This is a genomic window from Clostridium sp. AF34-13 (assembly GCF_003477845.1).
Taxonomy (GTDB): Bacteria; Bacillota; Clostridia; order Lachnospirales; family Lachnospiraceae; genus Butyribacter; species Butyribacter intestini.
On the sequence record NZ_QUEB01000002.1, the window covers coordinates 185631 to 201117 of the forward strand.

At 37.2% G+C, this 15487-nt stretch carries 15 protein-coding genes; all 15 read right to left on the minus strand.

Annotated features, from left to right (window positions below):
• Positions 1 to 30: 30 nt before the first annotated feature.
• Positions 31 to 1659, minus strand: a complete 1629-nt coding sequence (locus tag DWZ63_RS02715; RefSeq protein ID WP_055942564.1) for a hypothetical protein — start codon at positions 1657 to 1659, stop codon at positions 31 to 33.
• Between the two features lie 32 nt (positions 1660 to 1691).
• Complete coding sequence (gene fliE / locus DWZ63_RS02720) at positions 1692 to 2033, minus strand: flagellar hook-basal body complex protein FliE (protein WP_055942567.1); 342 nt, start codon at positions 2031 to 2033, stop codon at positions 1692 to 1694.
• Between the two features lie 71 nt (positions 2034 to 2104).
• Positions 2105 to 2548, minus strand: coding sequence for a flagellar basal body rod protein FlgC (gene flgC / locus DWZ63_RS02725; RefSeq protein WP_022014274.1), 444 nt, complete (start codon positions 2546 to 2548; stop codon positions 2105 to 2107).
• Positions 2549 to 2578: 30 nt separating this feature from the next.
• Entirely contained in the window at positions 2579 to 2968 is a 390-nt protein-coding gene (gene flgB, locus DWZ63_RS02730; protein WP_055942570.1) for a flagellar basal body rod protein FlgB, read from the minus strand.
• A gap of 422 nt (positions 2969 to 3390) precedes the next feature.
• Positions 3391 to 4164 carry a transcriptional regulator gene (locus DWZ63_RS02735; RefSeq protein ID WP_055942573.1) on the minus strand — a complete coding sequence of 258 codons (774 nt, stop codon included), beginning with the start codon at positions 4162 to 4164 and terminating at the stop codon, positions 3391 to 3393.
• A 1-nt stretch (position 4165) separates the two neighbouring features.
• Entirely contained in the window at positions 4166 to 6235 is a 2070-nt protein-coding gene (gene topA / locus DWZ63_RS02740) for a type I DNA topoisomerase (protein ID WP_022013312.1), read from the minus strand.
• Positions 6236 to 6270: 35 nt separating this feature from the next.
• Positions 6271 to 7374, minus strand: a complete 1104-nt coding sequence (dprA, locus tag DWZ63_RS02745; protein ID WP_055942577.1) for a DNA-processing protein DprA — start codon at positions 7372 to 7374, stop codon at positions 6271 to 6273.
• The gene (locus tag DWZ63_RS02750) at positions 7371 to 8909 is read right to left on the minus strand and encodes a YifB family Mg chelatase-like AAA ATPase (protein WP_055942578.1); all 1539 of its coding nucleotides are present in this window, start codon (positions 8907 to 8909) and stop codon (positions 7371 to 7373) included. Before DWZ63_RS02750 ends, dprA begins: the two co-directional genes overlap by 4 nt.
• Positions 8910 to 8992: 83 nt before the next feature.
• Positions 8993 to 9445 carry a transcriptional regulator NrdR gene (gene nrdR / locus DWZ63_RS02755; protein WP_022013309.1) on the minus strand — a complete coding sequence of 151 codons (453 nt, stop codon included), beginning with the start codon at positions 9443 to 9445 and terminating at the stop codon, positions 8993 to 8995.
• Between the two features lie 155 nt (positions 9446 to 9600).
• The gene (locus tag DWZ63_RS02760; RefSeq protein ID WP_022013308.1) at positions 9601 to 9861 is read right to left on the minus strand and encodes a YlmC/YmxH family sporulation protein; all 261 of its coding nucleotides are present in this window, start codon (positions 9859 to 9861) and stop codon (positions 9601 to 9603) included.
• A gap of 16 nt (positions 9862 to 9877) precedes the next feature.
• Entirely contained in the window at positions 9878 to 10651 is a 774-nt protein-coding gene (sigG, locus tag DWZ63_RS02765) for an RNA polymerase sporulation sigma factor SigG (RefSeq protein WP_022013307.1), read from the minus strand.
• A 63-nt stretch (positions 10652 to 10714) separates the two neighbouring features.
• On the minus strand, positions 10715 to 11455 hold the full coding sequence (gene sigE, locus DWZ63_RS02770; RefSeq protein WP_055942581.1) for an RNA polymerase sporulation sigma factor SigE: 741 nt from the start codon (positions 11453 to 11455) through the stop codon (positions 10715 to 10717).
• A 42-nt stretch (positions 11456 to 11497) separates the two neighbouring features.
• Complete coding sequence (locus DWZ63_RS02775; RefSeq protein WP_055942584.1) at positions 11498 to 12343, minus strand: sigma-E processing peptidase SpoIIGA; 846 nt, start codon at positions 12341 to 12343, stop codon at positions 11498 to 11500.
• A 298-nt stretch (positions 12344 to 12641) separates the two neighbouring features.
• Positions 12642 to 14699, minus strand: a complete 2058-nt coding sequence (locus tag DWZ63_RS02780; RefSeq protein WP_182431427.1) for an LTA synthase family protein — start codon at positions 14697 to 14699, stop codon at positions 12642 to 12644.
• Positions 14700 to 14743: 44 nt separating this feature from the next.
• On the minus strand, positions 14744 to 15484 hold the full coding sequence (locus DWZ63_RS02785; RefSeq protein WP_243020464.1) for an ABC transporter ATP-binding protein: 741 nt from the start codon (positions 15482 to 15484) through the stop codon (positions 14744 to 14746).
• Positions 15485 to 15487: the final 3 nt, after the last annotated feature.

Genomic DNA, 15487 nt, shown 5'->3' on the forward strand with positions numbered 1-15487 from the left:
CCTCACCTTTCAATTATCTCTGTATCTTTATTATTCCCACTCATCATTTAGCCAGTTACGAAGCAACTGTGCAACTGCCTCAGGATTTTCATCAACAAATTTTTCTATCATCTTTCTAGTCTCAGATTTATCACTAAATTCAATGTCATCCAAAGACTGGTTCTCTTTTGTCGTTGCAAGGAGCTGTTCTACTGAAAGTTCCGGTTCTTCGTCCTCTGCCGCAAGTGGTGACGCACCACGGAGGATTACGAATATGAGCAACGCAATTATAAGAACTGTAAGTATTATCATCAGATAATTTGAAATACCGTTTGATGACTTTGTACTGCTTACAAACTGTGGAACATTGTATGCGAGTACTGTAATCTTATTTGCACTGACACCTGTTGCTGCTGAAATAAGATTTATCTCATCAGTCGATACTGTTGTAGTGCTTATCTTATTATTCTGAGATATAAACTGATCCCATGTCGTCTTATCAAGAGTACCATCTGCCTTAAGATCATCCTCTTTATAAACAGTATATTTTCTTACGACAATACCAAGTGAAGAATCTGCAAGCTTAATGGCAGGTGTTTCCTGCTTAATGTTCTGAACTTTCTCGTTTGTAAGAAGATCTGTGAGTTTCTGCACATCTACAGTGTTCGATGTACCTGAGCTGCTGTTATTTACATAATCAGTGTCACTGTCATTTGAGTCTGTTCCCGGTGTACCGCCGTTTCCTGACGCACCTTTTGAACTATATGTATAAAGATTTGTCGGATAACCGTACTCTCTTCCATCATCAACAGAATACTCTTTTGTGAGAGTTTCTATCTTGTTCATATCGAACTGTATGCCGTCTGTTCCTACCTGTGCATCATCATAACCGCACCTTATAAGAAGTGTTGTAACATTGTCTGCTATTGTATTGCGGAGTTTGTTGCAATATTCTGTGCTTCCGCCTGTGAGCACTCCACCTAATCCATCACTGGTATTTCCATTATAAATGCACTTTCCATCGGTATCATTGATGATAACATTCTTCACATCTGTACCTACTGTATTGGCAAGCCAGTACGCAAGTGTCTCTGCTGTCTTATCATCAAGCAGATCCTTATTTTTATCATTTAATTCAATGCTTGCCGTAATAGATGTCTTTGCTGTTTCTGCATCATCACTTGATAGAACAGTATATGTAGTCTCCGGGACATTTATAAATACATTTGCATCATCAATGAATTTATACTGAATAAGACTCTGTCTTATCTCAGACTGTAATGCAAGAACTCTCTTTTGATCCTTTTCACTTTCCGTTGTTGACATGGAATTATCAAACGCAGCATCCCATGTATATCCTTTGTCAGTGAGACCGTTATCACTCATTGCATAAAGAGCATTTGTCATATCATCCTGATGTACATATATAGTTTTTCCGTCACTCGATGCCTTCCATGTAATACTCTGGTCATCAAGTGCCTTGGTCATGGTATTTGCATCATCTACACTGTCAAACACCTGAAACTTTGACCATGTAGGTCTCGAAGCAAGCCATGCCACAACTCCTATGGCTATGAGAACCACACATATTATAGCAATAACTATAGTCTTTTGTTTGCTTGTATATTTATCCCAGAACACTTTAAATTTTTCCGGAATTTCTTTTACTTTTTCGCGCATAATCCAGTTCTCCTAATTCCTTTCGGCTTATTTTAGAATTGTAAATTCATCAATTCTTTGTATCCCTGAACAAAAGCGTTTCTTACAGCAACCGTATATTGTAACGAAACATTTGCTTTTTGCTGGGCTATCTGCAGATCATGAATACTATCGGACTCTCCTAATGCATATTTTATTTCTTCTTCTTCTGCTGCATTACTATAGTCATTTGTCTCATTTACCATTTTTACAGCCGAATCAAACAATGTAGAAAACGCACTCTTGTTATCATCTGAATTTATAATAAGCGAATCACTTCCATCTGAAAGAGAAGATGATATCGCCGGTGTCGTAAAATTATCATAATTAACACCTGATAATGCCGTTAAACTCATTTATAAAATCCTCCAATCCAATCGCACATCAACATGTGCTTTTATCTCACATATTAACATTACTGATTTTATCATGATGATTTGCCTATATCTAATGCCTTGAGCTGCATATTTTTTGAAGCATTAAACGCCGTAACATTAGCCTCGTAAGATCTGCTCGCATCTATCATGTTAGTCATTTCAGTAACTGTATTTACATTTGGATATGTAACATATCCTTTTTCATCCGCATCCGGATTTGAAGGATCATAAACCATTCGACATTCTGTCTCATTATCCTCATATATCTTTGTTATCTTTACACCTTTTCCAAGTGTGCCTGTCGCATTTATAAGAGCATCATCAAAAGATACATAATTTTTTTCTTCAAAAACAACTGCTTTTCTTTTGTAGACATCTCCGTCTGCTGTTCTTGTAGTATTTACATTTGCAATATTTTCTGAAATAAGATCAAGTCTTGTCCGCTGTGCCGTCATACCCGTGGCACTTATATCCATTGCTGAAAAAACACTCATACTTTTCCTCCTGTTTCAATCCATACACTATCAGCTCGTCTTAAATACACTCTGTATCCTTTTAAATTCCTGACTGATAGAATCCAACATTGTGTAATATTTAATCTGATTTTTTGCAAGTTCTGCATTTTCTGTATCAATATCTACATTATTTCCATCTATGCGGTAACTTGAAGACGCATAGTCTGTATATGTAGTTCCGGTAAGACTGTCCAGATCAGCATCGGCTATATTGTCATCTAATGATGAACCACCACTGACAGCACCCTGAAGATATTCCTCAAATCTTATGTCTTTTCTCTTATATCCCGGCGTATCTACATTTGCAATATTGTTTGATATTACTGAATTTCTCGTCCAGCTTGCATCACTTGCTTTTTCCAGAACATTTATGTAATTATAAGCCCCTGATGAAATCATACCCGCACTCCTTTCATTTTATATCATTTTATCTCTACATAATTTATCTATCATCACAATGAATTATATTTAATTCATTATCTATGTATAAGAATACATATTCAATTATAAAGAAATTACGACAAATTACAAGTATTTAAGCAAAATTTATTTATTTTTTAGTAACAGTTCAGCCATAAAAAGATAATTGGCAATACAATGAGCTTGTTCATTGTATTGTTAAGTACCTTTTTATGGTAGAATAGCCTTTCATTTCTGAAATGAGTAAACATAAGCTGCAAAGCAGCGACTGACAGCTCGCTGGCAGGTTTATGAATGTAAGAAATGCAAGGCTGAACTGTTACATTTTTTGTTAAGTAAGTCATTTTATGTAAAAAAACCATGCAGCACTTAAAATGATTAAGCACAGCATGGCATAATATTTATATATTCCGTGCAATTATATCTTCGCACAGCAAATCATTTACAATATGTATTGTAGTTCCTTTCATACCCGATGATTTAGTTTCAATTATACCTGCACTCTCACACTTTTTCAAAGCATTTACTATAACAGATCTGGTTATACCAACCTTATCAGCAAGCCTGCTTGTAATAAGTATCCCCTTTTTTTCTTCGCCAAGCTCTGCCAACACATACATCATCGCATGTGCTTCAAGTTTTGACAATGTTTTTATCGCAGCATATATATCATGCTCCTTGTGATGCTCCTCAGAATTTTCTTCACTTTCCGCTCTCTGCATCGCAAGTCCTATAACTGTAGCACCATATTCTGTCAGTATTATATCATCTATTGAGAAATCATTATTTTTACGATAGACAAACAAGGTACCCAGCCTTTTGCCTGACATACATACCGGTGCTATCATTGCCCGATACTCTAATATATTATCGCATTCTAACCCAATAGTCAACAGATTTACATTTTCCTTTGTGGATAAGATATTCATAAATCTGTCTCTTATGGCACTGTCTATATAGTCTCCATATCCTATATCTTTTATTTTCGGAAATTCCTCGATGCCCTGACATTCCTTTAATCCAAGTACCTTTCCTTTTTTACTCGTGAGCAGTACATTGACATTAAGCTCATTTGACAACACATTGCAAAACTGTCTGAAATCAATTTTATCTGATTCCTGTTCAGTCAAAAGTTTATTTATCTTTCTAGTCTTATCCAGTAACTCCAAACTCATTTTATTTCTTTTCCTTAGCCTCTACATAACCACATTGTTCATCCATGCACACAATTTTATTTCCTTTTTCAACCATTGCTCCGCCACATTTTGGACATTTCTTTTCTGATGGTTTCTGCCATGACATAAAGTCACATTCAGGATTGTTGATGCAGCCATAGTATCTTCTTCCTTTTTTGGTTTTCTTTATTACAATATCATCACCACACTTAGGACACATAACTCCGATTTTTTCATAATAAGGTTTTGTATTCCTGCAGTCTGGAAATCCCGGACACGCAAGGAATTTTCCATGAGGTCCATATTTGACGACCATATTTCTTCCACATTCCTCACAGATAACATCCGTAACCTCATCCTCGATCTTTACCTGTTCAAGTTCCTTTTGTGCCTGTTCTACTGCCTCATGCAAATCCGGATAAAAGTTTCTGACAACCGTCTTCCATTTTACTGAACCATCCTCAACTCTGTCCAAAAGCCCTTCCATATATGCTGTAAAATTTACATCCACGATACTGGCAAAGGATTTTTTCATAATATTATTTACAACCTCACCAAGCTCTGTAATATAAAGATTCTTTTGTTCTTTTGCAACATAATGTCTGTTTATTATCGTTGAAATCGTAGGTGCATAGGTACTTGGTCTGCCTATACCAAGTTCTTCCAGCGTTTTAACAAGTGATGCCTCCGTAAAGTGTGCCGGTGGCTGGGTAAAGTGCTGCTTTTTGTCAACCTCTTCAAGACCAAGCTCCATTCCCTTTTCAATCTTCTTAGAAAGAGCCTTTTTATCTATTTTATCCTCATCTGTCTGATATACAGTAAGATACCCCGCAAACACAACTTTTGAAGATGCAGATGTAAATCTGTATTTGTCCGAATCTATCTTTACTGATTTTGTCTCATATTTAGCATCTGACATCTGGCTTGCCACAAAACGTTTCCATATAAGCTGATACAATCTGAACTGATCTCTTGATAAAGAGTCTTTAACCTGTGCCGGTGTAAGATCAACATATGTCGGTCTTATCGCCTCATGTGCATCCTGTATCTTTTTTTGACTCTTTCCGGCTTTTTCGTTCTGGTTAAGATACTCCCCGCCATAACTTTCTCTGATAAAATCAGCAGCACTCTGTTTTGCTTCATCTGATATTCTCGTAGAATCTGTACGCAGATAGGTGATAAGACCTATAGTTCCTCTTCCTTTTATGGCAGTACCCTCATAAAGTCCCTGTGCTACCCTCATCGTCTTCTGTGTCGCAAAATTAAGTGTCTTTGCTGCCTCCTGCTGCAATGTACTTGTAGTAAAAGGTAACGGGCTTTTTTTTGTCCTTCCGGAAGTTTTAATATCTGAAATTTCAAACTTAGATTTTTTTATTTCTTCTATTATCTTTTCTGCCTGCTCTTTTGATTCAATGGTCATCTTTTCTTTTAAAGTTCCATAGAAATCTGCCGCAAGAGGTTTCTTCTCTCCGTCAATCTTAAACTCCCCTGACAATGTCCAATACTCTTTTGCGATAAAGGCATTTATCTGCTCTTCTCTGTCTGCTATTATCCTTAAAGCAACAGACTGAACCCTGCCTGCACTAAGTCCTCTTTTTACCTTTGCCCAGAGCACCGGACTAATCTGATAACCAACCATTCTGTCTAGCACTCGCCTTGCCTGCTGTGCATCAACAAGATCCATATCTATCTTTCTTGCCTGTTTTATGGACTGCTTAACAGCATTTTTTGTTATCTCATTGAATGTAATACGCTTTGCATTTTTGTCATCAAGTTTAAGTGCCTTTGACAAATGCCACGATATAGCTTCTCCTTCACGATCCGGGTCAGTTGCAAGATAAACTTTATCAGCTTTCTTAACTTCTTTTCTAAGTTTTGCAAGAAGCTCGCCCTTTCCCCTTATCGTAATATATTTAGGTTCAAAATCATTCTCAATATCAATTCCAAGCTGGCTTTTGGGCAAATCCCTTACATGACCATTTGAAGCTATCACTTCATAGGTACTTCCCAAAAATTTTTTAATAGTCGTAGCTTTTGATGGCGACTCAACAATTACCAGATTCTTTGCCATACTGTTTCCTTCCTTTCACCCAGGCTTGCAAGATCTCATATCTTTATTGCATAATAATTGTTTCCGACCGTGTCAATAAGCCCCTTCATCTCAAGAGATAAAAGGCAGTCCATCACATCAGGGATGCCAAGTCCCGTTTCAGATGCAACTTCTGATACATGTGCCGGCTCCAAACTTAAACTAGCATACACTATTTTTTCAGTGGTTTCAAGCAAAAGATTATTTTTTTTATTTTTAATCTCAATATCTTCACTATAAAATATGCCAAGTGCATCTAAAATATCTCTGCCGTTTGTGACTAAACAGGCTCCGTTTTTTATCAGTTCATTACTCCCATAATAAAAGCTGTCATTTATACTCCCGGGTACCACAAATATGTCCTTTCCATGTTCTAATCCAAGCTCTGCCGTAATGAGCGAACCACTCTTTTTTCCCGCCTGCACAACAAGTATTCCATCAGACAGTCCGCTTATTATCCTGTTTCTTCTCGGAAAGTTTCCTGCCACCGGACTTACACCGGGTGCATACTCTGAGATTACACCTCCCCTTGTCTGCATCATTATATATTCATTTATATGCTGCCTCGGATAACATATATCTATCCCACATCCAAGAACAGCAAATGTTCTTCCTCTTACAACTGACATTGCCCCCGTCTGGCTTTTTATATCAACTCCCCTTGCAAGTCCGCTTATCACCTGCACACCGTACTTTGCAAGTTCACGCCCAAATTTTTCCGCTATACATCTTCCCTCGTATGTTGCATTTCTTGCTCCGACAACTGCTACTGCCGGTTTATTATTGTCCGGAAGTTCCCCCCTGTAAAAAAGACTATACGGAGGGTCATATATATTTTTTAACTTTTCAGGATAATCCTCTGCTCCGATATATGTAAAATTTGTCCCTGCATCACACATTTTCTGCCATTTTTTGCTTATATTTTCGATATTCCTGCTGTCAATAAGTTTTTGTATCACATCTTTCCTTATACCGTTTACTTCATACAGCTTCTCACTATCCGCTTGAAAAACAGCTTTTTCACTCCCGAAATAATTTATTAGTCTTTCTCTGGTTTTTGTCCCGACTCCCTGAATACAGCTAAGCCAGAACGGATACAAAATATCTTCACCTGTTTTCACATAGTCACCCCCCAATACTTCTTATCTGCGGTACGGTAACATACTGCCTCTGAAATATGTTTTCTTTTTATTTCCCCGCTTTCGTCCATATCTGCTATTGTCCTCGCAGTCTTTAGGACCTTGTGATATGCCCTCGCACTAAACTCCATGTTCTCAAATATATTTTCAAGATATTCCTTTGCCTCATTATCCATGACACAATATCTTTTTATCATGCCTGCACTTAGTTCTGAATTAAACAATATCCCGTCATTTTTATAGCGTTCTTTTTGAATATGGTGAACTTTTTCTATCCTCTTTCTGACATCATATGAATTCTCACCTTTGTCACTGTTGCTTATTTCTCCATATTTTAATATTATCGTTTCAGTAAAAATATCTATCCTGTCAAGCAATGGTTTACTTATCCTGCCGAGATAATTTTTTATCTGTCCCTGCGAACAAGTGCATTTTTTCCTGTCGGGGTAATATCCGCACTTACATGGATTTAACGCAGCCGTAAGCTGAAACTTTGCAGGATAGCGGTAGCTTCCCTCCAATCTTGAAACATTTACATACCCATCCTCTAAAGGCTGTCTCATCACCTCAAGCACCTGTCTTTGAAACTCCGGCAGCTCATCAAGAAAAAGCACACCTCCCGACGCAAGGCTCACCTCCCCCGGCTTTGGATACCTGCCGCCTCCTGCAAGTGCCGTCTGAGTAACAGTGTGATGCGGAGACCTGAATGGTCTTTTTTGCACAACCGGATTTTCCTTGTTTAAAAGACCGGCAACGCTATATACTTTTGATATTTCCATTCTCTCTGAAAATGTAAGTTTTGGCATAATACCAGGTATGCACTGTGCAAGCATTGTCTTTCCCGTGCCCGGAGCGCCAATGAGTGCAATATTGTGCATACCTGAAACAGCAACCTCTACCGCTCTTTTTGCCCCCTCCTGACCCCTTATGTCAGATAAGTCATGTTCATCGTCTTCTACTTTAAACGGCATCTTGTGTTTTGTGTCGGATATGTACCCGGCAATATCCTCCGAATTCAATATCTCAACCATCTCTTTAATATTTTTTACACCTATGATTCCTACATCATCTATGATACCTGCCTCACAAACATTGTCAAAAGGCACGATACAATACTTAAATCCGTTTTCATATGCTGTATAAACTCTGGGAAGTACGCCATTAACTGATTTGATATTTCCATCAAGACCTAACTCACCGATAAATAGAATTTGTTTTAAGATTTCTTTGTCTATATAACCAAATGCCGCCAATATTGCAACAGCAATAGACAGGTCAAATGATGTCCCGTCTTTTCTCACATCAGCAGGAGAGAGATTTATCGTTATTTTTTTAGGCGGAAATCTGTATCCGCTGTTTTTTAATGCAATCCTTACCCTCTCTCTTGCTTCTTTTACTTCTGACGACAGATAACCTACCAGAACAAGACCCGGAAGTCCTTCTGATATATCTGTCTCAATATGTACTACACAGCCGTCTATTCCAAATATGGCGGCACTAAATGATTCACTATACATAGTCTACCTCCATGCACAGCAAATCTACCCGTAAATCATAATGTTATATTATCAGAACACTCTGATATTTACAAGCTGTAATTTTATTTATCAAGAATTTTTTTCAGCTCTTCCATAAATGTATCTACATCTTTAAATTCTCTGTATATGGATGCAAACCTGACATATGCAACCGCATTGAGTTTTTCAAGCCCCTCCATTACAAGTTCTCCTATAAGGCTGCTTGGTACTTCATTTATCTCTTTGTTGAATATCTCCGTCTCCACCTTATCCACTAACAGATTCATATCGTCAACCGATATAGGCAGCTTGTGACATGACCTGAACACTCCTCTTTCTATCTTTGCACGGTCATAAGGCTCTCTTGTCTGGTCTTTTTTTATGACAACAAGAGGTATCGACTCTACCTTTTCATATGTAGTAAATCTTTTATTGCACTTATCACACTGTCTCCTTCTCCTTATAGATGTATTTTCATCTGCCGGCCTGGAATCTATAACTTTTGTATCTGCTTCTCCGCAAAATGGACACTTCATCGCTGTTTCCTCCATCAAATATATATTATATTCAAAATATTTTTAGTCTGTTTTTAATATCATGCTCCCCGGCCAAATATATATCGACCTGTGGCTTTTGCCCATGCTCAATATATTATAATAGAAGAAATCTAAATTGTCCATTATATAAATTGTTACCATTCACATTTGTGAAGACATTTTGATGCTTCGACCTCAACCAATACAACATCCGCACCAATCCTCTTTACACACTCATATGGAATTATATATTCACTGTCACGCCCTATAATGCCAAACACCTTACATGGTCCCGGTATTATCAGCGAGCAGATTCTGCCTGTACGCTCCTCAAAATCCACATCGCAGATATTCCCAAGACGCTCCCCGTCACACACATTTACTACTTCCTTCTCCCTAAGCTCACAAATTCGCATAAAGCCCCCATAATAATCAAAGATATTGTTTCATAACCTTAAGTGCTCTTTTTTCGAGACGACTGACCTGTGCCTGTGAAATACATATTTCATTTGCAACTTCCATCTGTGTCTTCCCCTCATAATATCTCATCTTAATTATACGGTTCTCTCTTTCAGACAGGTGATCTATCGCTGCTTTTATCGACATTTTCTCCACCCAGTCCTCCTCAAGATTCTTTTTATCACTTATCTGATCCATGATATATAGTGTATCTCCGCCCTCGGCAAACACGGGTTCATAAAGTGACACGGGACTCTGTATGGCATCCAGTGCAAATGCCACATCTTCGGGCGTTGTTTCAAGCATTTTTGCTATCTGCTCTATCCCCGGTTCTTTTTCGCTCTGCTTCATAAGTGCTTCTTTTGCATATATGGCTTTATACGCAAGATCTCTCACCGACCTGCTCACCCTTATGCTGTTATTGTCCCTTAAATACCTGCGTATTTCCCCAATTATCATCGGAACAGCATAGGTACTGAATTTTACATTCATTGTCACATCAAAGTGGTCAATAGCTTTCATAAGACCTACACAGCCTATCTGAAACAAGTCATCACTGTTTTCTCCGGCGGCACCAAACCTCTGGATTATACTTAAAACAAGTCTCAGATTCCCCTTTATAAATTTTTCCCTGGCTTCTCTATCGCCCTTTCGTATCTTAACAAAAAGCTCCTTTTTCTCTTCTTCGGTAAGCAATGGTAATTTTGATGTATTTACACCACATATCTCTACTTTATATACAGCCATCATAACCTCCGGATATTTTGAAATTAAGCTTATACAAAGTAGGATTTACCAAATCAGACGATTCTATTCCATTCTTACTATTTCTTTTTTCAGGCGTCTGATTATTTTTTTCTCAAGTCTTGAAATATATGACTGGGAAATCCCCATCATGTCTGCCACTTCTTTCTGCGTTTTTTCTTCCCCATCAGCAGAATTTATCCCAAATCTTAACTCAATAATCGTTCTTTCCCTTTTGTTTAACTTTGACAATGCCATTCTAAGCAGTTTTTTGTCAACTTCATCCTCCATGTCTTTTGAAATAACATTTTCATCAGTGCCAAGAATATCCGATAAGAGAAGTTCGTTTCCATCCCAGTCAACATTTAACGGTTCATCGATAGAAACCTCAAGTTTAAGCTTATTATTACGCCGCAGATACATAAGTATCTCATTTTCTATGCATCTTGACGCATATGTAGCAAGCTTTATGTTTTTAAGCGGATTAAAGGTGTTTATCGCTTTTATAAGTCCTATCGTTCCTATTGAGATGAGATCTTCAACTCCGACCCCGGTATTATCAAATTTTTTTGCAATATACACTACGAGTCTGAGATTATGTTCGATAAGATTGCTCCTCGCCTCCTTATCCTCATCACCTCCGAGTTTTTTCATAACCTGTTCTTCTTCCTCTATCGTAAGCGGAGCCGGAAGTATCTCTGCCCCTCCTATATAATGGATTTCTCCGCCCCTTTTGGGGAATATAAATCCTCTTATCTCCGGCATCATCCTGAATTGAAATCTGTTTGGTATTGACACTTTTACCATTTTTGTCCTCCTTTTTGCACAGGTACAATCTATATTAAAGCATTAATGCCCACCTGTTGTACCATGCCTTTTTATTTTTTTATTGGAACAGTTTAATATCATCTGAACATCACCGGTTTTATCAATTCTTTCACTAACTGCTCCTAAAAAGTTCATCATAATACTGCCATCCATAAATACCAGTTTTTCAAACCTGTATGTTTCAAGCAGTCCGCTGCCACCTATTGAATTATAAGGTATCAGAATCGGTTTCTGCTTATCCCTCACTCCCATTTGAACGACTGTCTCTTTTGATATTATGTTTACGGGTTCATTTGTGTATGGACTGAAAAGATTATTTCCCGTGTCATACAATACATTAATATTTTTTTTTACACTGCCATGTATAAGCGTGGCACACATTATAGTCTCACACTTTTCAGCTTCATTCTTAATAATATTACGCATCACAAAAAATAATGCATACAATATCGCAAATGAAATGATATTAAAGATAAACGCCTTTTTAACATCTGCACTTTTCATATCGCCCATATGCTCCTGCATGAACAAAATACATCCGGCGGTAATACTCACACCAAACATCAATATAACCATATCCGTGAGAATCTCCGTCAGTACACTTCTCTTTTTATTGCTCTTATATTTATAGGATAACCCTATCAGCATCAACACGCAAAACACGCAATATGCACCATCCGGAACAACACTTCTCTGCTCTAAAACACTTATTTTATGTATAACTGAGATAAGTGCCACCACGGCACAAGCCACCGCCCATCGAAACGGTGTATATTCCTTTCTGCGTATAAATGCCACAAGCCACACCAGAAACTGGTTCATTACAAAGTTTAAAATCCAATAAAAATCAGCATAAAAAGAGTACACAAAATCTTAACCCCCGTGTTCATGTGATGTTAAAATCATACTACACTATTTCTTATGCGTATTTTGTCAAAACAGGTCCATTTTCAGAAATTTAATTATTATCTTTACATCACAGCCGTGTATGAGCGATAATATCAAATAAAAGGTGCAGTAATCACAGAATTAGATTTCAAAAGTCAATGCATACAAAAAAGACATGACATCTAAAAAAGATTGTCATGTCTTTTTATATAATTCACCTCTAAGCATTTTCATTGAAAAATCTCTGCTTCAGAAACATTACTTACTTTCCGTCCGCTTAGTCCAGATATAATGTAGTAAAATTCCAAAGAAGCGGTTTTCCTGCACTAAGACAAACATTGTCCTTATCTTCAACTTTTGCGATAAATGCGTTTGGTATGTCTTCATCCACGATACCATTTTCTTTCGCATATTGCAGCGACATATATCCCTCATCAGCATCATAATCAATCTCATCTGTAATCTGATAATGAGCTGCATCTATCTTATATCCTTCAAGGCTCTTTCCGTTAAAGTATATCTTTGTATAATCTGTAAAACCCTTTCCCTTGACAAAGTAACCCTTTTTATTTTTCCTTACATCTTCAAGCGTAACAGGATAAGTTCCCATCTGAAGATTTGACTGCACAAACTCATTCTGACCGTTATAGGCATATTTTTCTCCATAGAACCAGTCATATTCAAGAGTCTTTAAGTCCGAAAGATAAGAATTGCTGTTCCAATCCATCTGCTGATGGTATCTTGTTATAAGCCCCTCATGTATCCCCGCCTTTCCGAGAACATATGAATACAACTGATATGCAGCCATATCCTTATCTAACTTTTTAAGACCAAAATTATCCCAAATAACATACTGCGTCTGATACAAATCAGAATTTTTGAGTTCATCTGCTGATATATCAAGGCTTGGAAGATGATCTCCATAAAGAACGAGAATAGTCTTCTCGTTTCTCTTCCGTAGTCTGTTTATGAGATTTCCAATCATATTGTCAACCTGTGCAATCTGATTTACATAATAAGTGTATTGGTTTTCCATACCTTCTTTTGCACCGGTAACTTTTATCGGCTGTTCACCTTCAATATCAACATCATATTTACCATGACTCTGAACCGTAATTCCAAATGTAAAGTCTGAACCCTGTGTAGAATCAAGTGTCTTAATTATCTGCGGTACCATCACATCGTCATTTACCCAGCCGTTTAGATTTTCCTTAAGACCGTTCATATATTCCATTGAAGTAAATGTGTCAAATCCAAGATTCTTAAAAACAGTATTTCTTCCATAGAATGTAGCATTGTTATTGTGAACACAATGCGATTTATATCCTATCGAAGCAAGATCATTGCATACGCTCTCAGAAGTCGTGCTCTTAAGAACTGTCTTATACGGATACTCACATACCCCAAAGTCTCTCTGACGCATACCGGTAAGCACTTCAAACTCAGTATTAACTGTACCTGCACCAACCGTAGGCACTTTTAACAGTCCACTGGAATAATTTTTACAAAGTTTGTGGAATACCGGTAACGGATCTTTAGAAAACTTTAAATTTTTCATATAATCCACATCAAAAAATGACTCTAACTGTATCATTATAATATTTGGCTTATCATCACTATTTTTTGACTTTGACTGATTTTTTGAGCTGTCATCAAGTTTATTCACAATTTTCTTAACTGACTTCTCGCTGTAATCATCAGGCTCTGATATACCGGTATCTATAATACTGTTTGTAAAGCAGTAAACGAAGCCGTAATTTTCATATGCTTCAGATATATTTGTATAGTTTGTAGCAAGAGCCTGTACAGAACCGCTTGAACTTTTCATAAATACGAGTGCAAGCGAAATTGATGCAACTGCCATAACTGAAACCACTATGTGTTTATGATTTCTCTTATGATGTTTTGGTGCTCTTCTATAAAGTGACACCATTGCAAAGCCCAGCACACCGGCTGCAACCACCATCATAAGCACATTTAAAACCGTGAGATAATGACCTGACACACTTATTGCTGTATTTATCATTGTAAAATCAACTGCAGAAAATGGTGTGACCCTGAAGTGGAGTATCACAAAATTTGCAACTCCAAAACAAAGCCATACGACTGCCACTGTTATAAAAACAAAAATCTCCCTTTTGAAAAAAAGTGCAACTGATAATGTCAGCATTATTATGAGAGCATTAAACGAAAATAACACAGGACTTGAAAACATATATCCTATTCCTGAAATCAATGACTTTCTGCTCAATGACTCTATTATTATTTCCAACAATACAGGCATCATCAAATACTGAAATATATATGTGAACGCTTTCTTCAAATTATAATGCATTAAAACATCCCCTTTATATGCCATCTTATCTTATGAACCGACTACTATTCTGTCATATTTTTATATATCCTTGCAACTTTGTCAACCGGACCTGATGCAACAAGCCTTCCACTGTCAAGTATTATCGCCCTGTCACAAAGTCTTTTTACCTGTTCAAGTGAATGAGATACAAAAAGTACGGTAACTCCGTTGTCAAACATACTCATTATCTTTTTTTCACTTTTAGTTCTGAATTTCTTATCACCTACCGACAAAACTTCGTCAAGTATAAGAATATCAGGCTCTACAATTGTAGCTATCGAAAAACCAAGACGGGATTTCATTCCTGAAGAATAGTTTTTTATAGGAACTTCTATAAATTCTCCAAGTTCTGAAAAATCAACTATCTCGTCAAACTTTTCATCAAGAAATTCTTTTGTATAACCGAGCACTGAACCGTAGAGATAAATATTTTCCCTTCCAGTGTACTCCGGACTAAATCCTGCACCAAGTTCAAGAAGCGGAGCTATAACACCTCTCGTTGTTATGCTTCCTGCTGATGGTTTTAAAACTCCTGACACCACTTTAAGAAGTGTACTTTTGCCTGAACCGTTAAGACCTAAAACTCCGAGTCTCTGACCCTTTTTTATCTCAAAATTTATGTCTTTGAGTGCCCAGAACTCACTATATTTTAAATCTCTTTTTAAAAATTTTATAACATATTCTTTTAAGTTGTCAACTCGTTCCTGATTAAGATTGAAACGCATTCCAACATCTTTTACGCTGACTGCAACATCTTTTTTCACAGC